Annotated in this window: 20 protein-coding genes; 11 read left to right on the forward strand and 9 right to left on the reverse strand. The window is 65.9% G+C overall.

Annotated features, from left to right (window positions below):
* The first annotated feature begins 432 nt into the window (after nucleotides 1–432).
* Complete coding sequence (locus M3I53_RS34725) at nucleotides 433–654, forward strand: hypothetical protein (RefSeq protein WP_254320304.1); 222 nt, start codon at nucleotides 433–435, stop codon at nucleotides 652–654.
* Nucleotides 655–679: 25 nt separating this feature from the next.
* Here M3I53_RS34725 and M3I53_RS34730 read toward each other — a convergent pair whose 3' ends face one another.
* Genes M3I53_RS34730 through M3I53_RS34740 form a run of 3 tightly spaced genes read right to left on the reverse strand, consistent with a single transcriptional unit; the run spans nucleotide 680 to nucleotide 3,045 of the window.
* On the reverse strand, nucleotides 680–1,492 hold the full coding sequence (locus M3I53_RS34730; RefSeq protein ID WP_254320305.1) for a helix-turn-helix domain-containing protein: 813 nt from the start codon (nucleotides 1,490–1,492) through the stop codon (nucleotides 680–682).
* A 42-nt stretch (nucleotides 1,493–1,534) separates the two neighbouring features.
* Nucleotides 1,535–2,245 (reverse strand): ABC transporter ATP-binding protein, encoded by a 711-nt coding sequence (locus M3I53_RS34735; protein ID WP_254320330.1) that lies wholly within the window; start codon nucleotides 2,243–2,245, stop codon nucleotides 1,535–1,537.
* On the reverse strand, nucleotides 2,137–3,045 hold the full coding sequence (locus M3I53_RS34740; protein WP_254320335.1) for a hypothetical protein: 909 nt from the start codon (nucleotides 3,043–3,045) through the stop codon (nucleotides 2,137–2,139). Before M3I53_RS34740 ends, M3I53_RS34735 begins: the two co-directional genes overlap by 109 nt.
* Before the next feature lie 373 nt (nucleotides 3,046–3,418).
* Here M3I53_RS34740 and M3I53_RS34745 point away from each other — a divergent pair, with 373 nt between their 5' ends.
* The 3 genes from M3I53_RS34745 (at nucleotide 3,419) to M3I53_RS34755 (ending at nucleotide 7,681) form a co-directional block, all read left to right on the forward strand.
* Nucleotides 3,419–4,642, forward strand: a complete 1,224-nt coding sequence (locus M3I53_RS34745) for an AAA family ATPase (protein ID WP_254320306.1) — start codon at nucleotides 3,419–3,421, stop codon at nucleotides 4,640–4,642.
* Between the two features lie 14 nt (nucleotides 4,643–4,656).
* Nucleotides 4,657–6,432: a cobalamin biosynthesis protein CobT gene (locus M3I53_RS34750; protein ID WP_254320307.1), complete on the forward strand. Its 1,776-nt coding sequence runs from the start codon at nucleotides 4,657–4,659 to the stop codon at nucleotides 6,430–6,432.
* Nucleotides 6,433–6,550: 118 nt separating this feature from the next.
* Nucleotides 6,551–7,681 (forward strand): DnaJ domain-containing protein, encoded by a 1,131-nt coding sequence (locus tag M3I53_RS34755; RefSeq protein WP_254320308.1) that lies wholly within the window; start codon nucleotides 6,551–6,553, stop codon nucleotides 7,679–7,681.
* 13 nt (nucleotides 7,682–7,694) lie between these two features.
* Here M3I53_RS34755 and M3I53_RS34760 read toward each other — a convergent pair whose 3' ends face one another.
* Nucleotides 7,695–8,036 carry a DHCW motif cupin fold protein gene (locus M3I53_RS34760; RefSeq protein ID WP_254320309.1) on the reverse strand — a complete coding sequence of 114 codons (342 nt, stop codon included), beginning with the start codon at nucleotides 8,034–8,036 and terminating at the stop codon, nucleotides 7,695–7,697.
* A 45-nt stretch (nucleotides 8,037–8,081) separates the two neighbouring features.
* Nucleotides 8,082–8,507, reverse strand: coding sequence for a MarR family transcriptional regulator (locus M3I53_RS34765; protein WP_254320331.1), 426 nt, complete (start codon nucleotides 8,505–8,507; stop codon nucleotides 8,082–8,084).
* A gap of 230 nt (nucleotides 8,508–8,737) precedes the next feature.
* Here M3I53_RS34765 and badH point away from each other — a divergent pair, with 230 nt between their 5' ends.
* The 4 genes from badH to aliA all read left to right on the forward strand — a co-directional run bounded on the left by badH (nucleotide 8,738) and on the right by aliA (nucleotide 13,313).
* Nucleotides 8,738–9,505 carry a 2-hydroxycyclohexanecarboxyl-CoA dehydrogenase gene (gene badH / locus M3I53_RS34770; protein ID WP_254320310.1) on the forward strand — a complete coding sequence of 256 codons (768 nt, stop codon included), beginning with the start codon at nucleotides 8,738–8,740 and terminating at the stop codon, nucleotides 9,503–9,505.
* 47 nt (nucleotides 9,506–9,552) lie between these two features.
* Nucleotides 9,553–10,335, forward strand: coding sequence for a 2-ketocyclohexanecarboxyl-CoA hydrolase (badI, locus tag M3I53_RS34775; RefSeq protein WP_254320311.1), 783 nt, complete (start codon nucleotides 9,553–9,555; stop codon nucleotides 10,333–10,335).
* Nucleotides 10,336–10,396: 61 nt separating this feature from the next.
* Nucleotides 10,397–11,548, forward strand: a complete 1,152-nt coding sequence (gene aliB, locus M3I53_RS34780; protein ID WP_254320312.1) for a cyclohexanecarboxyl-CoA dehydrogenase — start codon at nucleotides 10,397–10,399, stop codon at nucleotides 11,546–11,548.
* A gap of 46 nt (nucleotides 11,549–11,594) precedes the next feature.
* Nucleotides 11,595–13,313, forward strand: a complete 1,719-nt coding sequence (gene aliA / locus M3I53_RS34785; RefSeq protein WP_254320313.1) for a cyclohexanecarboxylate-CoA ligase — start codon at nucleotides 11,595–11,597, stop codon at nucleotides 13,311–13,313.
* On the opposite strand, the gene M3I53_RS34790 is transcribed toward aliA, so the two are convergent.
* Nucleotides 13,249–14,832 carry an inorganic phosphate transporter gene (locus tag M3I53_RS34790; protein WP_254320314.1) on the reverse strand — a complete coding sequence of 528 codons (1,584 nt, stop codon included), beginning with the start codon at nucleotides 14,830–14,832 and terminating at the stop codon, nucleotides 13,249–13,251. The two genes, aliA and M3I53_RS34790, sit on opposite strands and share 65 nt — an antisense overlap.
* A gap of 317 nt (nucleotides 14,833–15,149) precedes the next feature.
* Here M3I53_RS34790 and M3I53_RS34795 point away from each other — a divergent pair, with 317 nt between their 5' ends.
* A complete protein-coding gene (locus M3I53_RS34795) occupies nucleotides 15,150–16,775 on the forward strand; it encodes an AMP-binding protein (protein WP_254320315.1) in 1,626 nt (541 codons plus the stop codon).
* 26 nt (nucleotides 16,776–16,801) lie between these two features.
* On the opposite strand, the gene M3I53_RS34800 is transcribed toward M3I53_RS34795, so the two are convergent.
* The 3 genes from M3I53_RS34800 to M3I53_RS34810 form a co-directional block, all read right to left on the reverse strand.
* Nucleotides 16,802–18,157 (reverse strand): helix-turn-helix domain-containing protein, encoded by a 1,356-nt coding sequence (locus tag M3I53_RS34800; RefSeq protein WP_254320316.1) that lies wholly within the window; start codon nucleotides 18,155–18,157, stop codon nucleotides 16,802–16,804.
* Between the two features lie 134 nt (nucleotides 18,158–18,291).
* Nucleotides 18,292–19,470, reverse strand: coding sequence for a porin (locus M3I53_RS34805; RefSeq protein ID WP_254320317.1), 1,179 nt, complete (start codon nucleotides 19,468–19,470; stop codon nucleotides 18,292–18,294).
* 117 nt (nucleotides 19,471–19,587) lie between these two features.
* The gene (locus tag M3I53_RS34810; protein WP_254320332.1) at nucleotides 19,588–21,504 is read right to left on the reverse strand and encodes a bifunctional sugar phosphate isomerase/epimerase/4-hydroxyphenylpyruvate dioxygenase family protein; all 1,917 of its coding nucleotides are present in this window, start codon (nucleotides 21,502–21,504) and stop codon (nucleotides 19,588–19,590) included.
* Between the two features lie 305 nt (nucleotides 21,505–21,809).
* On the opposite strand from M3I53_RS34810, the gene aroQ reads away from it, so the two are divergent.
* The gene (gene aroQ, locus M3I53_RS34815; protein WP_254320318.1) at nucleotides 21,810–22,265 is read left to right on the forward strand and encodes a type II 3-dehydroquinate dehydratase; all 456 of its coding nucleotides are present in this window, start codon (nucleotides 21,810–21,812) and stop codon (nucleotides 22,263–22,265) included.
* Nucleotides 22,262–23,182, forward strand: a complete 921-nt coding sequence (locus tag M3I53_RS34820) for a shikimate dehydrogenase (protein ID WP_254320319.1) — start codon at nucleotides 22,262–22,264, stop codon at nucleotides 23,180–23,182. The genes aroQ and M3I53_RS34820 overlap by 4 nt, the downstream gene beginning before the upstream one ends.
* Nucleotides 23,183–23,286 lie beyond the last annotated feature (104 nt).

Below are 23,286 nucleotides of genomic sequence, written 5' to 3' on the forward strand. Positions count from 1 at the left end.
CGGCGGTGGCGGTGGCGGCGGCGGTGGCTGGGGCGCGGGGTGCGTCTGGGGGACGTCGCTCATGCCTGCCTCCAGGAGGTCGGACCACCGCACGAGCCGGTGCGGAGAAACGAAGTCGGCGCGCTCAACGGCTTGGCCGCCGTGAATTGCTGCCGGTGACTGTCGAGTTGCTGCATACGCATTCTCATGATTGTTATGCCGTCGAAGCCGCGCCCCGCCATGCAGCGAAGGCCGAGACTCGCAGTCTAACCAACTCGTGCGCCAATTTCGAAACGTTAGTTGTTTGTAAGGTTTTCGGTCGTTTACAGCGCGCGGGCCGGTTGAAGGGTGTGCATGGGCCGCGGTGTGCAATGCATCGCAGAAATGCTTGTTTGCGCGCGCGTCTCCGACTGTCTAGATTGGAAGGGATCAACGCCTCGCAAGGAGTCCGCAATGTCGAAGCTGTCGATACTGTCCGTGCCCGCGTGGTTCGCGCGGCGCGGCCGGGCGAACCGGGCGCCGCCCACGCCGCAAGCCGATGAGCCAGAACTGCGCGACGCATCGCGCGAAACCGAGCATCTCGAGCGAATCGCCACTTATGCACGGGCCGGTTACTTCAATATGGGCTATACGCCCGACATGTTTCCGCTAGTGGGCGATCTGCCGCCGCATTGAGCCGCGCCTGGCGTCTACGCGCGCGTTACTGCCCCGCGCTTTCCTGCGCAAAACCCGCTGTGCCGCCAAGGGTGCCGGCGGGCCGGAACTCGCTGGGCGGCACGCCCAGTTCGCGGCGGAACATGTCGCTGAAGCTGCTGGGCAGGTAGCCCAGCATGCGCGCCACCGCACTTACGGGCTCGCCCTCCGCGAGGCGTGACACCGCGACTGCGAGCTGCACCTGGCGGCGCCACTCCGCAAACCCCATGCCAAGCTCGCGCGTGAAGAGCCGCGAGAGCGTGCGCACGCTCGCGCCCACCCATGCCGCGTGTTGTTCGAAGCCGATATCGGCCGATGGGTTGTCGATCACCGCGCGGCACAGCGTGGCGAGGCGGCGGTCGGATGCATCGGGCAGCGGAATGCGCAGCGTGGAGCGCGGCGCGTGGGCGAGTTCGATCGACGCGAGGCGATAGGCTGCGTCGAGCCATGCATCGTCTTCGCGTGCGCGTTCCGCGAGGCTTGTGACGAGTTCACGCAGCAAGCCGTTGACCTCGAACACTTCGCACCGCTCGCTCAGGTGCCGGCTGTCGCGCTCGTGCAGATAGAGATTGCGCATCTCGACGGCGCTCAGCATGTGGATGGCGTGCTGCGTGCCGGGAGGCAGCCACACGGCGCGCTGCGGCGGCACGACGAGCGCCTCGCGCTCCACCTCTACCCACATCACGCCGGATACGGCGTAGAGCACTTGCGCCCATGTATGCGAGTGCGGCTCGATGCGGAGGCCGCGCGGGTAGTGGCGTGCCAGCGAACGGCCGCGTCCGGGCTCGTCGTCGAGTTCGGGCGGCGCGGCTTGGGGCATGGGGGCTCCGGGTAAGTTGCGGGTGTCGAGTGTTCCGCGACATTATCCGCTCTGACCGGTCGTGGCCGCTTTTCTTCTGGCACCCGACTCGACGACGCACCCTTCATCAACCCGATAGATACGATCTGCCATTTCCAGCAACGCTTCACGATGCGTGATCGCGACGATCGTCGGAACGCGACGGCGTACCTGATCCAGCACACGCGCCTCGCGGGACGGATCCTGTGAAGAGGTCGGCTCGTCGAGGACGATAACTGAAGTGCGGCGCGCAAGCGCGCGACCCAGCGCGACACGTTGCCTTTCGCCGCCGGAAAGCGCTCTGCCCTGTACGCCGAGGACGACATCGAGCACGTTGCCGCGCGACTCGCCCGCTAGTCCTTGCAGTTCCAGAGCGCAGACCAGCGCCAGCAATTGCTCATCGGGCGGCGGGTCAGCACAGCCGAAAGCAAGATTTTCACGGAGCGTCCCGCTGATGATCAGCGGATTTTGCGGAACGACAGCGACAGTCCGCGATATCGAAGCTGGAGAGAGTGTCGAGACGTCAACGCCATTCAACTCGATCCGCCCGCGTTCGGGGCGCACGAGGCCGAGCATCAGATTGACGAGTGTCGACTTTCCGTTTCCAGATGGTCCGATCAGGACGGTTACCTCTCCTCGATTCGCGATAAGGTTGGCTCCGCGAAAAATCGTTCGCTTTCCGAATGAAATATTGACATCCGAAAGGGCATAAACGGGGTTTGCGTCGAGCGCAATTGCGACCTCGACGCCACCCGGCTCGGGTGGCAGTGCAAATCGCCGATTCGGAAAATGCCGCGCGTGACCGATGTCGCCGCGACGACCGTGAAGATTGTCAGCACGAGCCCCGTGAAAAACGCTTGCGCTGCAAGCAGCAGCGCAAGCCGCGCATTGCCGTGCGAAATTTGTGCGACATAACTGGCAAGGATGCGGTCGAGTCCGGCTTCTTCGCGCTCGTAGGCGTTGTTCAATTTGATGTCTAGCATAAAACCTAGCCGTTCCACGAGATGGCTGGAGAGAAGATTGGATGCATCGAAAATCTGGGCGTGCGCGCCTTTCGTTCTCGCAGCGAGCCGCCACGTCGCCGCGAACAGTGCGCCGATTGCGCCGACGAACGCGGCCGCAAATGCGAGGTTGGTCACGCGCCAAAGAATCGATGCGGTGACAACGAGCTGGAAGAGCGCGGGCACGATTACCCAGAAGAGCGTCAATGTGATTGCACTGAAAGCGGTGCGGCTCCTGGCGATGACCGATACCATCGCGCCAGGATCGATCGTCGCGAGCCGGGCGTATTCGACGCGAATGAGATGCGCATAATAGGCTTTCTGAAATGCCGCGTCGGATCGGGCAAGCGTGGCGGATGAGAATACTGTTTTGATCCACTCCGAGACGCGTGCTGCGGTCCAGCACAGGCCGTACGCGCCCGCGAGCGTGACGGCGGCTCCCCTGAAGCCAGGGGCTCGCTCGGCCGAGAGCGCATTGGTGCTTTCTCGCAATAGCCACGGCACTGCGCTTTCGAGAGCGACGACGGCGATCATGACCAGCGTTGCCGCAGCGAAGCGAGCGGGAAGTGTCTTGTCGTGGCTAACGGCAATCCGGTACGCGGCGATGTATTCGCGTACCAACTCCAATGGAAACGACATGCGGGCCCCTCGGGAATTCAACGTTGTGGTGCAAGAATGAGTCGGGTCCTGAAAACTCGATCTCTCTTATTTTGATGCTTGGGCCATGCGCTTTGAAACCGATTCGCGATCGGTAATTGACGCACCTCGATTGTTGATCGCGTAACCTGTTTGCTGAAGAAGCGAAGATTATCGACAGTGCGCGCGTTCCGACGGTTTTTTGCGCACCTGCGGCACGCGCGGGTAAGATAGGGCGACTTACCGCGCCACGCTGCCCGCTTCCTCTCCCATGAACGCAACCGATCCCGCACTACAAGACGAAGCTCCGCTCGGCCTTTACACCCGCGGCGCTGGCCAGGCGCGCGAATGGTGGCGCGTCACGCCTTCCGAACGCGCGCACATGTATCGCATCGAGCACGGCCAGGGCGAGGACGGTGAAGTCGACATCGACACCGAAATCGATCTGGACAATCTCGAAGCGAAGCTGCTCAAGTGGCGTCGCGAGGGCTTCGTTTCCGAAGCGCAGCGCGCCGATGAGGCGCGAGCCACACAAGCCGGCAGCACATTTTCCGCAGCCTTACAGCGGGCCGTCGAAATGGCGCGAGAGGCCACAGCGGCTCAAGCCAGGCCGAAAACCCACACGCCCACCGTCCGCATCGGCCCTATAGACCTGCCGCGCGGCGAGCCAAACGCGCTGGTGCCGCGCGTGAACGCAGCCTACCTCTTCACCGAACGCGGCGACGACATCGTTCAGGACATCGTAGAAAATCACCGCGTCATGCTGATCGGCCATACGGGTTCGGGCAAGACGAGCTTTATCGAGCAGGTGGCGGCCCGCGCGGACTACGGCGTGCTGCGCGCGAACATGAACGGACAGACCACCATTGGCGACTTCGTCGGCTTTTGGACCGTGAAGGGCGGCGAGACGATCTGGGTGGACGGCGTGCTGCCCGTGGCGATGCGCAAGGGCTACTGGCTCGTCATCGACGAACTCGACTTTGCCGAGCCGTCCATTCTTGCCGTGCTCACCGCCGTGCTGGAACCGAACGGCCGCCTGCTGCTCAAGGAGCGCGGCAACGAAATCGTCGAGCCGCATCCGTCGTTCCGCCTTTTCGCCACCGCGAACGCCGCGGGCGCGATGAGCGCGTACCGCCATCTGTACCAGGGCGCGAATCTGCTCAACGAGGCGTTCCTCGACCGCTGGCGCGTCTACCTGTTCGACTATCTCTCGCTTGAAGAGGAAACCGAAGTATTGCTGCGCACGCTGCCGGCGCTCACGCGGCCGCTCGCGCACACGCTCGCTGCCATCGCCGCCGACTGCCGGGCCGCGTTCGCCCGCGAGGACCTCGCGAGCGCATTCTCCACGCGGCGTTTGATCGACTGGGCCGAACTCATGCTGCGCACCGGCGATGTTGAACGCGCGGCGGGGCCGGCGATCTACGCGAAGGTGAGCGCGGACGATGCGGCGCTCATCCGCAGCGTCATCCGGCATCACGTGATCTTCGACGCGTGAGTGCGGAGCCGACTGTGTCCAGCTTGCAGGACAACACACAGAGTTTGACGGCGAGCGCCGATCCCGCGGGCGCGCTGGGCCGCCTAGCGCGGGTGCTGACCGGCGACTCGCGCGTGAGCGTGATTTTCGGCGCGGGCGAGCCGCGCATGGAAGGCGAACGCTTCGTCCTGCCCGCGCGCCTCGCGAGTGAAGGCGCGAATGAGGCCGCACTGCACGGCGCGCTCGATTTGCTGGCGGCGCGCCATCGCTACAGCGAAGAGGCGCGTCTCGACACGCCGCAAGCCGGCGTGACGGGGCGCATTGCGCAGGCGATCGAGGACCGTCGCGTGCTCGCGCAGCTCGCGCGGACCTTCCCTGGCGCGCAACGCTACGCAACAAGCTGGCGTGCGCAGTGCGCAGACGCAGTCGCGCGGCGCTGGTCGAAACTAGCGTGGCGCGAGCGCCTTGCATGGGCGATCGAGCGTACGCTGTGGGACGAAGCACCTGGCGTGTTGGAGCGCGATGCCGCGGCACTTGCCGCTGCGCTGCGAGCGATCGACGCTCCGCTCGACGCGGCCCGCGCGAGCCAGTCGACGCGTGCCAGTGTGCGCGCCGCCGCGGCGATCGTGGCGGGCGTGCGCTCGCTCGCGTCGCGCGGCGCGAACAATATGATGCAGACGGCGGCCCCGTCCGAAGGGCTCGACGACGAATCGGCGCGGCTCGCGCAGGCAATGGACGAATTCGGCGAGGACGACGAGATCGAGCCGCCGGGCGGCGCAGCGCAGCCCGATGACGCCCGACAAGGTGACGACGGCGCTTCGGCACGCGCGAGCGCGGCGTCAGATTCCGCCTCCGGCGCAGCGCTTTCCGAAGCGGATGCGATTCACGCCGCCACGAATCGTAGCGCCACACCCGAGCGGCCACGTTTGTCGATTCCGCTGACCACGGCCTACGACGTTGTCACCGATCTAACGGGCCGCGGCGACGCCGCCGCCTGGCGCAAGCTGCGCGCGTTGGCGCGCGCGGAGACCGGTGCGCTCAAGGCCCAGCTCGAGCGCGTGCTCAAGGCCGACGAACTCACGCACTGGAAGCGCGAGCAGGAGCGCGGCGAGATCGACCGCGCGGCGCTCGCGCGTCTTGCCGCCTCGCGCGGCTACCGCACGCCGTTTCGCGTGGCGCGTCATGCGAGCGGTCGCGACACGGTCGTCATGCTGCTGCTCGACCTGAGCGGCTCGATGGCGGGCCGCAAAATCGAGCTGGCGCGCCTGTGCGCGGCGGCACTCGCGGACGCGCTCACGCAGCTCGCCTTCGATTCGGAAGTGCTCGGCTACAGCTCGATCGAAGCGCCGGAAATGCGTGCGCGCTACGAGCGCGAACGTGCCGCCGGCGCCGATCTGCGGGCCTATAACCGCTTCGTCGAGCGGCTGGATCTGCGCGTGTTCAAGCGCTTCGACTCGCGCGACCTGAGCGGACTCGCGGCCATCGAGTGCGGCCACGAGAACCCCGACGGCGAAGCGCTAGCCTGGGCGGCGACGCGGCTCGCGCAGCGCAAGGCGCGCCGGCGGCTGCTTTTTGTCCTCTCCGACGGCTATCCTTCGACGAGCGACGGCGACCCGGCTGTGTTGCGCAGCGACCTGCTCGCACGCGTGCAGGCGGTCAGGGAGCAGGGCATCGAGCTGGTCGGCATCGGCATCCTGGACGACGCCGTCGAGGCGTTCTATCCGGATGCCGTGGTCGTGCGCAAGGTGCACGAACTGCCGGCGACCGCGTTCGCGACGTTGAGCCGCCTGCTCGCGGGCCGGCCGCACTGAAACCGGGCGGGCAATGGCAGCGGCGCTTTCCTTGCCGGACTGGGCGCATTGCGCTAACTTGAGCAGGGCAGGCGTTACGCCGCCTGCCAACCCCTCCACTGACGAATAGATACAGGTCATGCCAGGCCGCGATTACCGACCCGTGGATTACGACCGTCTCTACTACCGGCTCGATCTGGAGCCGGGGGCGAGCGAGGCGGACATCAAGCATCGCTATCGCCATCTCGCGCAGATCCTGCATCCCGACAAATGGCGGCATCCCACGGCCGCCTCGATGCGCTGGGCCGACGACCAGTTCAAGCGCGTCAAGGAAGCGCGCGAGCTGCTCGAGGCGTACTGGTCCGTGCATCGTGCGCCGCCAGTGAGCCGCTCGGCGCTGAGCGTCGCGCAGGCCGACGAACTGCACGCGCAGATGCAGGCGCTGCTGGCGCAGCGTGAACGCGTGCGCGCCGAACTGGACGGGCTGCGCGCCGAGCGCACGCGTACCCTCGACGAGATCCAGCGCATGCGGACCGAGCGCGACTCCCTGCACGGCGAAGTCACAGGTCTGCGCGACGAAGCAGATGCCGCGCAGCGAAGCGAGCCGCAGAGTGCGACCGCGGCCGAAACCGAGGACGTGCACGCGCGTTCAGGCGGCGTGCGCGATTTCCTGTTTGCGAAATTCGACGACCCGTCGCGGGGCTGGCTGCTGACGCTCTCCGCGAGCGTGTTCGCCTGCGTCGTGATTTTCGTTGCCGCGCACTGGATCGCGGGCTTGCTGCTCGCGCCCATTGCGCGCTTCGAGGTTGGCCGCTGGCTCACGCATATTCTGCAGTGGGCGCTCGTGGCGGCCGGCGTGGTGCTCACATTCGGCTGGGGATGGTCGCAGCGCACGCTGTATCGCGCCGGCCGTGCAGGGCGCGAGCACCCCGTGGCCTTGCCCGCCGATGAAACGGGCCGGCGCGTGAGCGCGGCGTTGCGTCACGAGGCGCACTACGGAGCGGAGTGGAATATCGAGGCATACGAGGCCGCGCCCGACGATACGCAATTCGCGCTGCGTGCGGTCATGCGCTTCTCGCCTGGCTCGCAAACTGCCACGCGGCGCCACATGGTGGCGTTCCGCTGCCGGGCGCACACGACCGGCGCCGCGCAGACGGCGCTCGCGTACGACTTCTCCGTGGCGGCGCCCACGTGGTGGCTCGTGCCGGCCGCGCGCGTGGTGCGCGACCTGCGCAAGCGGCTCGACGCCGATCTCGGCGCGCCGCGCTGAAGCGGCATCGCTTTCAATCGACGACGAAAAGCTTCGCACCCGTGCGCGTGTACGACTGGTGCGCCTCGGCGTTGTCGCGCACCTGATAGCTCATGCCGGGCGTGAGGACGAACCTGCGGCCGTCGTCGAGCGTGGTTTCGAGTTCGCCTTCGAGGCAGAACAGAATGTGCCCCTTCTTGCACCAGTGATCCGCGAGGTAGCCGGGCGAATACTCGACCATACGCACGCGGATCGGGTTGGCTTCGTCGCCGAAGAAACGCGTGCGCCAGGTGGCCATGCCCGTTTCCCCGTTGTGTTGGGTAGCTTCGATGTTGGACCAGTCGGTGGTGCCGAAGCGAAATGCGTCCATCTTCATGCGGTTTTCTCCTTGTGCGTTACGTCACAGTGTAGCGGAGCAGGCTCACGCATCGTCGTCGTCCGCCACGCGTTCCCGTTCGTCCACGCGCTTCATGTTATCGAGCAGCTTCAGCAGATAGTGCAGCGTGTGCGTCATGTCGTCCGACGAAAAATTTGCCAGCACGGCTTCGTAGTACGCCTCGATTTTCGGCGTGGCCTGCGCAACCCATAGCTTGCGGCCCGGCCCGGTCATGCAAACGAGGCGTGAGCGGCGATCGCGCGCATCCGCCTGGGTACTCACGTGGCCGTCGCGTTCCATCCGGCTGATCAGACCCGAGAGATTCTGGCGGCTCACCATCAGATAGCGCGCGAGATCGCCCACGCTCATGCCCGGCTGGGCTTCCGGGCGCGAGAGCGCGCCGAGCACGGCCCATTGCTGCGTGGTCAAACCCTCGGCTTCCACGGCGCGCGTGCCGGTTTTATGCAACATGTTTGCGCATTGATAGAGCCGGAAGAACAGCCGGTTGGCAAGATCGAAGCGGCTTGAATCCTGAATTTTTGGTGTTTTGAGCAAGGGTTTCTCCTGATCCTTCTACGCTTGTCTTCGATCTGAGTGTTACCTAGTATACGTCAACATATTGACGTAATTCGAGGCGAGACCCAAAGGTGGGGCAGCATCGAAGGCGTCTATGGTACTGCTCAACCGAATGGAGAATCGCGGTGCGAAAACTCGAAGGCAAGACGGTCGTGGTGACGGGTGGTGGCGGCGGCATCGGCGGGGCGACCTGCCGGCGCTTCGCGGCCGAGGGCACGCGCGTGGCGGTGCTGGATCTGTCGCTCGAAGCGGCGCTGAAGGTGGCTGACGAAATTCACGAAAAGGGCGGCCAGGCGCTGGCGCTGCGTTGCGATATCACGAACCGCGCCGAGGTGGAAACGGCGCTCGAGCAAGTGCAAGCGCAGCTCGGTCCTGTGGATGTGCTCGTGAACAATGCGGGTTGGGACGTTTTCCGCCCGTTCACGAAAACCGAACCGGCACAGTGGGACAAGCTCATCGCCATCAATCTCACCGGTGCTCTGCACATGCACCACGCGGTGCTGCCCGGCATGGTCGAGCGCAAGCGCGGACGCATCATCAACATCGCCTCGGACGCCGCGCGCGTGGGCTCGTCGGGCGAAGCGGTCTATGCAGCGTGCAAGGGCGGCCTCGTGGCGTTTTCGAAGACCATTGCGCGTGAGAATGCGCGCCACGGCATCACCGTGAACGTGGTCTGCCCGGGCCCGACCGACACTGCGCTTTTCGCCGAATACAAGGAAGGCGCGGGCAACCCTGAAAAGCTGCTGGAAGCGTTCCAGCGCTCCATTCCGCTCGGCCGCATCGGGCAGCCCGACGACCTGCCTGGCGCGATCGTGTTCTTCGCGAGCGACGACGCGAACTACATCACAGGACAGGTGCTGAGCGTATCGGGCGGCCTGACCATGGCTGGCTGACGGCGAACACGCTCCCTATCGACCACGAATCATCAAAGGCATCGCTCATGAACTACGAAGACATTCTCTACGAAGTGCGCAACGGCGCGGCATGGATCACCATCAACCGGCCCGACAAGATGAATGCGTTTCGCGGACGCACCTGTGACGAACTGATATACGCGATCAACAAGGCGGGCTACGACCGCGAGATCGGCGTGATCGTTCTTGCGGGCGCGGGCGACAAGGCGTTCTGTACGGGCGGCGACCAGTCCGCGCACGCGGGACAGTACGACGGACGCGGCACGATCGGCCTGCCGATGGAGGAACTGCACACCGCGATTCGCGACGTGCCCAAACCCGTGATCGCACGCGTGCAGGGCTACGCCGTGGGCGGCGGCAACGTGCTGTGCACGATCTGCGATTTCACGATCGCTTCGGAAAAGGCCGTGTTCGCGCAGGCGGGCCCGAAGGTCGGCTCGGTCGATCCGGGTTACGGCACGGCGTTTCTCGCGCGCGTGGTGGGCGAAAAGAAGGCGCGTGAAATCTGGTATCTGTGCCGACGCTATCCGGCCGCCGAAGCGCTGGCCATGGGCCTCGTGAACGCCGTCGTGCCGCACGACCAGCTCGACGCGGAAGTGCAGAAGTGGTGCGAGGAGATCATGGAAAAGAGCCCCACGGCCATTGCGATCGCCAAGCGCTCGTTCAATATGGACACCGCGCATCAGGCCGGCATTGCGGGCATGGGCATGTACGCGCTCAAGCTCTACTACGACACGGAAGAGTCCCGCGAGGGCGTGCGCGCGTTCCAGGAAAAGCGCAAACCCGAGTTCCGCAAGTACGCCAAATAACGGTGTCTCCGTGACGATCAGGATGACGAATGAATAGGGCAAGCCGCTTCAAGGAGGCACCATGAATCCGTATATCGACGAAGACCTCGTCGCGCTCGGCGAGCACGCGCGGCGCTTCGCACAAGGGCGCGTCGCGCCTGGCTTTATCGAGCGCGACACTACACGCGTGCTCGATCGCGGCCTCATGCGCGAAATGGGCGAGATGGGATTCATCGCGCCGGAATTGCCCGAGCAGTATGGCGGCCAGGGCCTGGGCTGCCTCGCGGCGGGGGTGATCCACGAGGAGATTGCGCGCGCGGACCTGAGCCTCTCATACATCAACCTGCTCGCCTCTCTCAACGGGCAGATTCTCGCCAAGCATGCCGCCCCCGAGATTGCACGGCCGTGGCTCGAGCGCCTCACGCAGGGCCGCGCGCTGCTCGCAATCGCGCTCACGGAGCCGCGCGGCGGCTCGGATGCCGCGAACCTGCGGTTGAAAATGGAGCGCGTTGGCGATCACTACGTCCTGAACGGCGAGAAGACCTCGATTTCGGCCGCCGATCAGGCCGACGCCGCGGTGGTGTTCGCGCGCACCGGCAGCGTGGCAGACGGCGCGAGCGGCGTCTCGGCCATTCTCGTGCCGATGGATCTGCCGGGCGTCACGCGCAACCGCTTCGACTGCCACGGTCAGCGCGCCATCGGGCGCGGTTCGATCTTCTTCGAGAATGTGCGCGTGCCGGTGGACCACCTGCTGGGCGACGAGGGCAAGGGCTTCGTTCAGGTGATGCAGGGCTTCGACTTTTCGCGCGCGTTGATCGGCCTGCAGGTGCTTGCCGTGGCGAGCGTGAGCCTCGAAGAAACGTGGGAGTACGTCGCGCAGCGCGAAGCCTTTGGCAAGCCGCTTTCGGCGTTCCAGGGCGTGTCGCATCCGCTCGCCGAATACGCAACCCAGGTGGAGGCGGCGCGCCTGCTGTGCCTGCAAACGCTCTGGCTCAAGGACCGTGGACTGCCGCATACGGCCGAAGCGGCCATGTGCAAGTGGTGGGGGCCGAAGCTCGCCTACGACGTGGTGCATCAATGCCTGCTTTCGTTCGGGCACGGCGGCTACGACCGCGGGCCGCTCGAACAGCGCCTGCGCGACGTGCTCGGCTTCCAGATCGGCGACGGCACGGCGCAGATCATGAAGACCATCATCGCGCGCTCGAACGCGGGCCGCGACGCGGTGCCGGCATGATGCGCGCCGCCTGCGACCTTTCCTGCAACGCCACGGGAGGCTGCACATGGAGTTCGACGCGGTATTGATCGGGCCGCGCCGCGCGCGGGAGCAGGCATTGCGCTGGTGGCCCGGGCGCACCATCAACGACGAACTGGACGCCTGCGTGGCCGAATGTCCGGCGAAGATCGCGCTCACGGCGGTACGAATCGAAGAAGGAGAGACCACGCGCTTCACTTACGCGCAGATGGCGCGCATGGCGGACCGCATCGCCGTGGGCCTGGCGCGACTCGGTGTGGCAAAGGGCGACGTGGTCTCGATGCAGCTGCCGAACTGCTGGCAGTTCACGCTGCTTTATCTCGCGTGCTCGCGCATCGGTGCGGTGCTCAATCCCCTCATGCCGATCTTTCGCGAGCGCGAGTTGTCGTTCATGCTCAACCATGGCGGCAGCAAGGTGATGATCCTGCCGCAGCGCTATCGAGGCTTCGACTACGAGGCCATGCTGCGCGCGTTGCGGACTGAGCTACCTGCCTTGCAGCATGTGGTGGTCGTGGGCGCAACCGAAGAAGGCGAGCCGGCGCGCAACAGTTTCGAAGCGCTCCTGAGCGGCCCGCGCTGGGAGGAAGCGAGTGATGCTGAAGCCATCCTCACGCGCAACCGCCCGGGCCCCGACGACGTGACGCAACTGCTCTACACCTCCGGCACGACGGGCGAGCCCAAGGGCGTGATGCACACGGCGAACACGCTGTTTTCGAACATTCTTCCTTATGCGCAGGCGATGCGTCTCGGCCGCGACGACGTCGTGCTGATGGCCTCGCCGATGGCGCATCAAACCGGCTTCATGTATGGTCTCATGATGCCGATCGCATTGCGAGCGAGCGCTGTCTTGCAGGACGTTTGGCAGCCCGAGGCAGCGCTTGCGCTCATCGCGCAGGAGCGTGCGACGTTCACGATGGCATCCACCGCGTTTCTCGGCGATCTCGCCAACGCGGCCATAGAGACGGGCACGTGCGTGCCGACGCTGCGTACGTTCCTGTGCGCGGGCGCGCCGATTCCCGGCGCACTGGTCGAACGCGCACGCACGGCGCTGGGGGCGAAGATCGTCTCTGCGTGGGGCATGACGGAGCTGGGTGCGGTGACGCTCACGCATCTGGACGACGAAGACGAACGCGCCTCCACGACCGATGGCGCGCCGCTGCCGGGTGTGGAGGTGAAGGTGGTGGACGAGAACGACTGCGCGCTGCCGCCGAACGTAGCGGGCCGGCTTTTCGTGCGCGCATGGTCGGGTTTCGGCGGCTACCTCAAGCGCGCGCATCTCAACGCGACGGACGCGCAAGGCTGGTTCGACACCGGAGACCTCGCGATCGTCGACGAGCGCGGCTACATCCGCATCAGCGGCCGCAGCAAGGACGTGATCATTCGCGGCGGCGAGAATATTCCTGTGGTGGAGATCGAGTCGCTGCTCTATCGTCATCCCGCCGTTGCACAAGTGGCGATCGTCGCGTATGCGGACGAGCGGCTGGGCGAGCGCGCGTGCGCCGTGGTGGTGGCCAAGCCTGGCAAGGCTGTCGATCTGCCTTCGCTCGTTGGCTTTCTGAAGTCACACAAGGTTGCCGCGCAGTACCTGCCCGAACGGCTATGGCTGCTCGACGCCATGCCGACCACGCCCGCAGGCAAAGTGCAGAAGTTCCGGTTGCGCGACATGCTGCGTGAAGCCGATGTCAGAGAACCTGCCGGAACATCCAGTACAGGCCAGCCGCAAGCGCAATCGAAGCCGGCAACGTGAGCACCCACGCGAGCACGAGGTTGCGCACGGTTGCCCACTGCAGGCCCGAGCCGTTCGCGGCCATCGTGCCGGCCACGCCGGAAGCCAGCACGTGCGTGGTCGACACCGGCAGGCCGTAGACATCGGCCATGCCGATTGTGATCATGGCCACCGTTTCGGCCGAAGCGCCCTGACCATAGGTGAGATGCTGCTTGCCGATCTTTTCGCCCACCGTCACGACAATGCGCTTCCAGCCCACCATCGTGCCGAGACCGAGCGCGAGCGCCACGGCCACCTTCACCCAGGTGGGAATGAACTTGGTCGAGTGGTCCATCTGCTTGCGGAAGGTGTCGAGCACTTTGGCGTCCGCGGGTGACATAGCGGGTGCTTTCGCTTTTTGCATCAGGCGGATCGCTTCGCTCGCCACGTACATGTTGTTGCGCACGTTGTCGACGATCGCGTCGGGCACCGTCGCCATCGAGCCGGAAAGCGCGACCTGGTCGGCGATGGTGTCGGTGAGCTGGCGCAGCGCGGGCAGCGTGGCGGGCGTGAGCCGGCGTGTGCGCACGAACGCCTCGACCTCGGCGCGCGCGTTCTCGGGCGGCGCCCCGTGCGCGTATCGACCCAGCGTCGCGGATGCCTCGCGCGCCACGGCCACGAACGCCGTGGTTTGCTCGGGCGTGACGGCCTTGTTGAGCGCATAGGCGGTCGGCACGACGCCGATCAGGATCAGCATGATGAGGCCCATGCCTTTCTGGCCGTCGTTCGAGCCGTGGGCGAACGAAACGCCGGTGCAGGTGAGGATGAGCAGCGTGCGGATCCAGAGCGGCGGCGCCTGGTTGGCTTGGGGCTCGGCATAGAGCGCGGGCACGCGCACGAGCAGCTTGAGTACGAGGAGCAGCAGAGCAGCCATGACGAAGCCGACCACGGGCGAGAACAGCAGCGCCTTGCCCACGCCCGCCGCCTGGTCCCAGTCCACGCCGCTCGTGCCCGAAGGCCCGCTGATGAACTGGTTCATGATGCCCACGCCGATGATCGAGCCCACGAGCGTATGCGAACTGGATGAAGGCAAGCCGAAATACCAGGTGCCGAGATTCCAGACGATTGCAGCGATCAGGAGTGCGAACACCATGGCGAAGCCCGCGCCGCTGCCCACCTGAAGGATCAGTTCCACCGGTAGCAGTTGCAGGATGCCGAACGCGACCGCGCCGCTGGAGACGAGCACGCCGATGAAATTCCACGCGCCCGACCATGCCACCGCGAGATGCGGATCGAGCGAGTTCGTGTAGATGACGGTGGCGACGGCGTTGGCGGTGTCATGAAAGCCGTTCACGAACTCGAAGCCGAGCGCGATGAGGAGCGCAAGTCCGAGCAGGATGAAAGGCAGCGCAGAGCTTTCGCGCACGGCGCGCAAATCAACGACGAGATGATCGATTACATAAATCGCCCCGGCCGCAATGACGGCGAGAAATAGGGCGATGCCAATACCGCGGCGGCGTGCGCTCGACGCGCGGTAGGGGGACAAGGGTATGTCCGGCATGAAAGCGTAGTGGCTCTGGTCAGTCCGCTTGGAGAAGCGCCTCGGCGCAGCGTCTGCGAGTTCGCAAACGTGCGTGGCGCGGTGCCGCGTCGGCATGCTGAAAGAGCGATGCGGGCGAGACGACGCAGTGTCGCACAATTGACAGAAATCAGACACGGACGTGACACCGCATGGGGCCGCGGACGGGCTCCTTCTTTGTGACTTTTCACAATCACCTTATGCGCTTTCCCAGTTCTCGCGACCCGGGCGAGCCCGTAGCATGGGCGTGAAACGCGGCACCTCGCGGACAAGCCGCGCATGATTTCATGGAGACGAACGTGTCAAAAGCCCCCTGGCTCGCCAGCTACGGCGAGATTCCCGCTGCCATCGATCCCGACCGGCATCCGTCGCTCGCGCATATGCTCATTGAGGCGATGCGCGATCATGCGCACCGGCCGGCTTTGCGCGCGGGCGGCACCACGCCGGGCGGCACCACCCTCAGCTACGCCGACGTCGATCGTCTCTCGCGCGACTTCGCGGCGTATCTCCAGCACGTGGGCGTGAAGAAGGGCGACCGCGTCGCCGTGATGTTGCCGAACCTGCTCGCGTTTCCCATCGCGCTGATCGGCGTCGTGCGGGCAGGGGCGGTGCAGGTAAACGTGAATCCGCTCTATACGCCGCGTGAGCTTCAGCACCAGCTGGTGGATTCGGGCGCGCAAACGCTCGTGGCGTTCGACGGCGCGCTGCCGACTTTCGAAGCAATCAAGGCGAATACGGCCGTCAAGACCGTGCTGAGCGTTGCCGCAAGCGATTGCGCAAGCACGGGCGGCGAGCGCGATGCGCAGCCGGGCTCGTTTGCGGCGGCGCTCGCGCAAGGCGCCGGCTTGCCGTTCGAAGCCCCCGCGTTGTGCGGCGACGATCCGCTATTCCTCCAATACACGGGCGGCACGACCGGCCTATCCAAGGGCGCGCTGCTCACGCATCGCAATCTCGTCGCCAACGTCGAGCAGTTCAAGACCTTCATGCCGGGCTTCATGAACCCGGGCGAGGAAGTCGTCGTCACCGCGCTGCCGCTCTATCACATTTTCGCGCTGACGGTGAATCTGATCACCTACTTCTCGATCGGCGCCGAGAACTGGCTCGTTGCGAATGCGCGCGATCTGGGCGGCGTAATCGACGTATTCAAGGCCGCGCGGCCCACGAGCTTCATGGGCGTCAATACGCTCTATGCGGGGCTCGTCGCGCATCCGCGCATCGGCGAAGTCGATTTTTCGCGGCTGCGGCTCGCGGGCGGCGGCGGCGCGGCGATCATTGCCACGGTGTCCGAGCGCTGGCAGGCCATTACGGGCGGGTTCATCCGCGAAGGCTACGGGCTTTCGGAGACGAGCCCGGTGCTTTCGTTCAATCCGGGGAGCGTCGATCGCTTCACCGGCACGACGGGCCTGCCGGTGCCCTCCACCGACGTCAAGCTGATGAACGACGGCGTCGAGGCAGCGCCAGGCGAGCCCGGCGAGATCTGCGCGAAGGGCCCGCAAGTGATGCAGGGCTACTGGAACCAGCCCGAAGCCACGCGCGCTGCGTTTACCGACGATGGCTACTTTCGCACCGGCGACGTGGGCGTATTCGACGAGCGGGGCTTCCTGCGCATTGTCGATCGCTCGAAGGACATGATCCTCGTTTCGGGCTTCAACGTGTATCCGAATGAAATCGAGGCGGTCGTGACCTCGCTGCCGGGCGTGGCCGAATGCGCGTGCGTGGGCGTGGCCGACGAACGCAGCGGCGAGGCCGTGCGCGTGTTCGTGGTGCCCGCGCGCGAGGCGGCGCTGAGCGAGGAAGCCGTGATCGCGCATTGCCGGGAGCAACTCGCGGCGTACAAGGTGCCGCGCGTGGTGAGCTTCGTCGAGGCGCTGCCGAAGTCGACGGTGGGCAAGATCCTGCGGCGGGAATTGCGCGACGCGGGATGACACGCGGCAGGGGCGCGCTGCGTCATTCAGTGCGCCGCGCTCTTCGCCTTCTTCACCCCGAGGCGCCCCTTCTTCTCCTTCTTCTTGCCATCGCGCTGGGCACCCTGCGTCGCCCCGCGCAGCTTGAGCGCGATATCGAGCCTCGCGATCCAGTGCGCATCGGCGAGCTTCGCGCCCAGCAGCGTTTCGATGCGCTCGAGCCGGTAGTCGAGCGTATTCGGATGCACGCCTAATGCTTCAGCCGTTTGGCGCCGGCGCTGGCCGCTCGCGAACCACGCTTCGAGCGTCGTGACCAGGTCCGCCTCTGTCGCCAGTTGCTCGGCGAGCGAGACGAGATAGCGCAGCACGTTGGCGCTGCTGCGCACACTCTCCTCGATGGCGATCGACGAAAAGCGGTGTACGCGCAGCAAGTTGCCGGGTTCCTCGCCATTTTCTTCGCCGTCGTCCGCGCGGCTGCCGCGCGGGGCAAAGTCCACCGCCTTGAGCGCTTCTTCCACCGAGGCCGCCCAGCCGCGCGCCCCTTCGTTCATGAGCCCAATGCCGATGCTGCGCACGCGCGGCTCGGCGCGCGCGAGCGCAGCCGCATGCTCGGCCACGCGCTGGTCGTTACGCGTCATCGAGTCGCCGCGCACGCACGGCAGCCAGAACACCAGCCGCTCGCGGTGCCACGCGCGCACGAGCGCGTCGGGCTTCAGTTCGAAGTGCCGCGCGGCGCTGAGTGCGAAACGGTCGAGCGCATCCTCGCGCACCGAAGGCGCGTGGTCGCGCAAGTCCAGATCGACAGCGAGCGCAATACGCGGCAGCGTGGCGTCGAGGCCGAGTGCCTCGACGGTCTCGCGAAAACGTGCGGCGTCGTCGGGGGCATGAAACACGAGGTCGTAGAGCTGCTGCAGCAGTGAGCCGCGCCAGCGCGCCTGCTGGTGCTGCTCGTCGAGATAGGCCTCGGCGATGTGCTCGGCCATCGCATCGAAGTAATCGAGCAGATAGGGCGAAATATCGAATAGCAGTTCGTGCGCGAGCGCCGGGTCGGCTTCGGCAAGCTCCGTGCAGGTGCGCCACAACTCGCGCGCGCCCAGGCGAAAGGCGCGAAGCAGCGATCGCAGCGGCACGTTCTGGTGCACGCGGCGGCGCGCGAACGCCGCGGTCTGGTCCATGACTTCGGAGGGGGGCGGCGTGCCGTCGAGCAGGCACTGGAACCACAGGTTCGCGGAAAACGCGATCGAAGAGAAGATGTCCTTGCGCGCCGCCGCCGAGAGCGCGCTATAGCCTTCGAGCGAGAGCAGCGTCTCGTAGGTGCGCTGGACCGCCTTGGGCTGGGTCTTGGCGAGTGTGCGCAGCCGGCTGCGCAGGCGTGGGCTGATGGCGGGAACGGGGGGCGGCACGGTGAGTTCGCGGGTTCGCGGGTTCGTTTAGGCGATACCCGCGAGTGTACTCAGCGCCGTGCCGCTGCGTCGAGGGGCGGCGAACGAAACCGGGGGCCGTGCAGGCGGCCCCCGGCGGTGCATCGGAACAACGATCAGAACAACAGTGCGATACCGGCCATGCCGACGAACTGGGAGCGCGTGGACGAAGGCGTGGAGTTTTGCGAGTCGCCCACGGCGGGGCTTGCGTTGACGATGTTGCCCGCGCCGTTCGCCCCGAGCGTCTGGCCGCCCGCGTGCTGGTAGGCCTGCAGCGCATAGAGCGTGGTGCGCTTCGAGAGGTGGTACGACTCCTTGAGCGAGTACTGCTGATAACGCGCTGCGCTCGTGATGCCGTTGGCCTTCGAAGCCAGCGTATAGGCGAAGCCGCCGCCCACGTCGAAGGCCGGCGTGAAGCGATAGACCGCGAGCGCCGCCCACGTGTTGAAGATGGCCGTGTCGTGGAAGATCGACTTGCCGCCCGCGATGTACTGAACGTTCGAATACGACGCGCCAAGGACCAGGTTGCCGAGCGTGTAGTTGCCGCCAGCCGCGATGTGCTGGACCGCGCTCGCCGAGACATAGCCTGTGTTCAGCGACGACTTGCCGAAGCTGCCGGTGGAGGAGCTGTCGAATCCGCTCGTCAACTGCGCGTTGTCCATGCGCAGGATGGCCGCGGCGAGGCTCACCGGGCCGGCGGAGTAGCGCAGCGCGGCGCTCCACGTCTGGCCCTTGCCGGTGCTGCCCGCAATGCCGCCGAGCGCGTACATGGCGCTCGCCTGCACGCCGTAAAAGATCGGCGACGTGTAAGTCGCCGAATTGTTGATGCGCACGGTCGTGTCGAGACCGTCGATATCGCCGGGGTGCGCGCCGGTTGCGCCGGTGAGCCACGAGCTTCCCGTGAGCGGACCGACGAACAGATAATACGGCGTGTACTGGCGTCCGGCCGTGAACGTGCCCAGGTTCTGGTTCTGCAGGCCTACGTAGGCCTGGCGATTGAAGATCAGTCCGCTCGACGACAGCGCGCCCGAGTTGAGGTCGAAGCCGTTCTGCAGGTCGAAGATCGCGAACGTGCCGCCGCCGAGATCTTCCTTGCCCTGCAAGCCGAACTTCGACGCATACAGGTTGCCCTGGCGCAGATAGACGTTCGAGTGACCGTTCTGGTTGTTGACGTAGGTGATGGCGTCGTCGACGGCGCCGTAAAGCGTGACGCTGCTTTGCGCGAACGCGGGGCTGGCCACGAGGGCCGCGCTGGTGGCGAGGAACGTGCCGAAACCAAGGCCTGCTTTCTTCATCGTTGTCTGTCTCCGGTGAGATTTGGACTGCTTATTGTTTTTGCTACGCCACCCGATGTTCAGGTCGATGCGGCGTGCGTACTGCTGCGCGAAGTGACTACGGTGACTGCGTTCGAATCAATCTCGCGGTTTGTGCGCGCCCTGCGCGGCGAGGGCGCGCTGGCGCGCCTGCGCCGCGAGGCGCACGGCAGCGTTGGGCGCGCCGTAGCCGTCGTAGCCGCCGCGCCGCTCCACGATCTCCAGGAAGAAGCGCTGGTCGAGCGTCTCCGTGTAGGCGTGCAGGAACTCGCCGCCGCGCTCGTCGCGGTCGTAGAGCAGGTTGTGGTTGCGCAGCGCGTCGAGAAACTCGGGATCGAGCGCATGGCGCGCGTCGAGGTCGTCGTAATAGTTCGCGGGTACGCGCAGGAGCGGCACGCCGGCCGCCTCGAATTCGGTCACGGCGCGGAAGATGTCGCCGGTGCTGAACGCCACGTGGTTCAGGCCCGTGCCGTGGTAGGCGCGCACGGTTTCCGCCGCGGCCGTGTGCTGGTCCACCGAGGCGTTGAGGACGACGCGCAGCCCGCGGTCGCGGCTCATGAGCGCGCGGCTGCGCACTAGTCCGTACGGATCGGGCAGCAGCACGGCGGGCGTTGCTTCGAGCCCGAACGCCGACTTCAGGAACAGCACCCACGAGTCGAACGAGCCGGCCGGCAGCGAAAGACTCACGTGATCGATGCCCGCGATCGGTCCCACTTCGACCGGGCCGTCGATATCCGTGAGCGCGAAATCGGCTTCGAAGAGCGTGGGCTGGCCCGGCTCCTCGTTAACGAAATAGTTAAGACTGCCGTCCGGCCCCTGGACGGCGGGCACCACGCGCTCGTTCGGACCCACGCGGCCAGAGAACGGCTCGTAGCCGAAGCCCGCCGCGCGTTCGAGCGCGAGGCGCGCATCGTCCACGCGAAACGCCGAGGCGCAGAGCGAGAGCCCATGGCGCTGGAAAAACGCGCCGGCGAACGAGTCGGGCTCGGCGTTGAGCACGATGGCGGCCGAGCCGTGCTGATAGAGCGTCACGTCCTTCGAACGATGCTGGCCCGCGCGGCGGAAATGCAGCTTTTCGAGCCAGTTCGCCACATGTGCGCGCGCGGTGTCGTCCACGGCGAACTCGAGGAATTGCCACTGCGCGTTCGCGGGTGCGGCGCTCGGGTGGTAGAGCGCGCTCGCATCGACGTGTTCCGCCTGCAGGGTTTCGCGTGTGAGCGATTCGAGCAGCAAGAGCGAGCGATGGCCGTCGGCGGCGGTGGCGGCGGGCGGCGCGCCGCGAAAGCCGTCGTTGAAGATTTCGAGCGAGAGCGGGCCCGTGTAGCCGCTTTTCACCACTTGCGCCGTGAAATCCGCGAGCGCGAAGTCGCCCTGGCCCGGGAAGCAGCGATAGTGCCGGCTCCATTCGAGCACGTCCATTTGCATTCTCGGCGCATCGGCGATCTGCACGAAGCCGATGCGCGAGCCCGGAATCGCGGCGATGCCGTCGGGCGTGTCGTCGAGCGAGAGCGTGTGGAAACTGTCCAGCGCGAGCGTCAGATTCGCGTGATCGACGGTGTTGACGAGCCGCCACGCGTGGCCATAGGTGCGCACGTGGCGTCCCCATGCAAGCGCCTCATAACAGATCGTCACGCCCGCTTCGTCGGCGGCTTGCGCGAGCGCACCAAGCTGTTCGGCGGTCAGACCGTCGTCGCAGATCGTGTCGGGCGAAACATTGCTGCATACCAGCAAACGGTCCGTGCCCAGTTGATGCATCACGTCGAACTTGCGCTTCACGCGTTCGATGTTGCGCGCGAGGCGTTCGGGCGCGACGCCCTCGAAATCGCGGAACGGCTGATACAGCACGATATCGAGGCCGAGATCGCCGGCCATGCGGCGCACGTCGGCGGGCGAACCTTCGAAATAGAGCAGATCGTTCTCGAAGATCTCGACGGCGTCGAAGCCCGCGGCGCGGATCGCGGTGAGCTTTTCGGCGAGCGTGCCGCTGATCGACACCGTGGCGATCGAGCGGCGCAGCGCGCGAGAGGGGGCGTGGAGCGGCTTGGACATGGGCATGGCGAGCTTGCTGACTGCGACTTCAGTGCTGAACGAGGTTCCGGCGCGGCGGTGTGGGCGGGTGTTTAACTAACTGGCGCACCACAGACACACTTGCCGCTGGAGTGTCCGAAGGATACGCCAAACTAACTAGTTAGTACAAATTCTGGCAAACCCCAGGTGACCGGTGCACCGCTTCGCGGGACACTGGCGACCATGCGGTGAAACATGCGACGGTTCTTGAGCATGCGCCGTGCCGGTCGTCAAGCTGTTCTGGAGTGTGCTTAATGGGAATGCCTTCGGTGCTGGTCCTCAACGGACCGAACCTGAATCTGCTGGGAACGCGGGAGCCCGCGATCTACGGCGCTGAAACGTTAGATGACGTTGCCAACCTGTGCCGCGAGGCGGCGGGGCGTCTTGGACTCGAGATCGATTTTCGCCAGTCGAACGCCGAGCATCAGCTGATCGACTGGCTGCATGAAGCGCGCACGCGCGTAGACGGCATCGTCATCAATCCGGCTGCCTACACGCATACGTCGGTGGCGATCGCCGATGCGCTTTGCGCTATCGCGAAGCCCGTGATCGAGGTCCATATCTCGAACGTGCACAAGCGCGAGGCGTTCAGGCACCATTCCTTCGTTTCGCCCATCGCGGAGGCCATCATCGTCGGCTGCGGCACGCAAGGGTATGTGCTCGCGCTGGAGCGCATGGCCACGCTGCTCGCCGAAAAGGCGACGAAATGAGCGCCCAGAACAATGCCGGAACGCCTGCGCTGGGCGCGCGCGCAACCGCCAACTCGTTTCTCTGCGGTCTGATCGGCTCGGGCATCGGCGGCTCGCTCACGCCCGCGATGCAGGAGCAGGAAGGCCGCGAACAAGGCTTCCATTATGTGTACCGGCGCATCGACCTCGAAGCGCTGAAGCTCGCGCCCGCCGCGCTGCCCGAGCTGTTGCTGGCCGCCGAGCGCATGGGTTTCGACGGGTTGAACATCACCTATCCGTGCAAGCAGGCCGTGATCGAACTACTCGACGAACTCTCCGATGACGCCCGCGCGCTCGGCGCCGTGAACACGGTTTTGTTCCGCGACGGCAAGCGCATCGGCCACAACACCGACTGGTCGGGTTTCGCGCGCGCGTTCCAGCGCGGCCTGCCCGACGTCTCGCTCGAAGCGGTGGTGCAACTCGGCGCGGGCGGCGCGGGCGCGGCGGTCGCACACGCGGCGCTGCAGATGGGCGCCCAGGCGCTCACGCTGTTCGACGTGGACGCTTCGCGTGCCGAATCGCTCGCCAGCGAATTGCAGGCGCGCTTCCCGGCGGCTCGCGTGAGCGCGGGCGGCGATCTGCGCGAAGTGCTCAAGCACGCCACCGGCCTCATCCACGCCACGCCTACCGGCATGGCGAAGCTGCCCGGTATGCCGTTGCCTGCGGAGTATCTGCACGAGCGGCTGTGGGTGGCGGACATCGTCTATTTCCCGATCCGCACCGCGCTGCTCGAAGCGGCCGAGGCGCGCGGCTGCCGCACGCTGAGCGGCGGCGGCATGGCGGTGTACCAGGCAGTGGATGCGTTCCGGCTGTTCACGGGTGTCGAGCCCGACGCGGAACGCATGTATGCGCATCTGCAGTCCATGCTGGCGGCGAATGCTGCAAGCGCCAGCGAATAACAACGACAGCGCGCGGCGGGAGTCAGCGCAAAAGCGCCAACTCCCGTCGACCGCCACAAGGGCATGGGACGGGAGTAAGCGCTAAAGCGCCAACTCCCGTCGAC

Origin of the sequence: Paraburkholderia sp. CNPSo 3272 (genome assembly GCF_024206495.1) — a bacterium.
In the GTDB taxonomy this organism is placed as follows: Bacteria; Pseudomonadota; Gammaproteobacteria; order Burkholderiales; family Burkholderiaceae; genus Paraburkholderia.

Bases quoted from the DNA above. Each gene is read 5' to 3' on its own strand.
- M3I53_RS34725 (WP_254320304.1), top strand. From the start codon at position 433: ATGTCGAAGCTGTCGATACTGTCCGTGCCCGCGTGGTTCGCGCGGCGC.
- M3I53_RS34730 (WP_254320305.1), bottom strand. From the start codon at position 1,492: ATGCCCCAAGCCGCGCCGCCCGAACTCGACGACGAGCCCGGACGCGGC.
- M3I53_RS34740 (WP_254320335.1), bottom strand. From the start codon at position 3,045: ATGATCGCCGTCGTCGCTCTCGAAAGCGCAGTGCCGTGGCTATTGCGA.
- M3I53_RS34745 (WP_254320306.1), top strand. From the start codon at position 3,419: ATGAACGCAACCGATCCCGCACTACAAGACGAAGCTCCGCTCGGCCTT.
- M3I53_RS34755 (WP_254320308.1), top strand. From the start codon at position 6,551: ATGCCAGGCCGCGATTACCGACCCGTGGATTACGACCGTCTCTACTAC.
- M3I53_RS34760 (WP_254320309.1), bottom strand. From the start codon at position 8,036: ATGAAGATGGACGCATTTCGCTTCGGCACCACCGACTGGTCCAACATC.
- M3I53_RS34765 (WP_254320331.1), bottom strand. From the start codon at position 8,507: ATGTTGCATAAAACCGGCACGCGCGCCGTGGAAGCCGAGGGTTTGACC.
- badI (WP_254320311.1), top strand. From the start codon at position 9,553: ATGAACTACGAAGACATTCTCTACGAAGTGCGCAACGGCGCGGCATGG.
- aliB (WP_254320312.1), top strand. From the start codon at position 10,397: ATGAATCCGTATATCGACGAAGACCTCGTCGCGCTCGGCGAGCACGCG.
- aliA (WP_254320313.1), top strand. From the start codon at position 11,595: ATGGAGTTCGACGCGGTATTGATCGGGCCGCGCCGCGCGCGGGAGCAG.
- M3I53_RS34790 (WP_254320314.1), bottom strand. From the start codon at position 14,832: ATGCCGGACATACCCTTGTCCCCCTACCGCGCGTCGAGCGCACGCCGC.
- M3I53_RS34805 (WP_254320317.1), bottom strand. From the start codon at position 19,470: ATGAAGAAAGCAGGCCTTGGTTTCGGCACGTTCCTCGCCACCAGCGCG.
- aroQ (WP_254320318.1), top strand. From the start codon at position 21,810: ATGGGAATGCCTTCGGTGCTGGTCCTCAACGGACCGAACCTGAATCTG.
- M3I53_RS34820 (WP_254320319.1), top strand. From the start codon at position 22,262: ATGAGCGCCCAGAACAATGCCGGAACGCCTGCGCTGGGCGCGCGCGCA.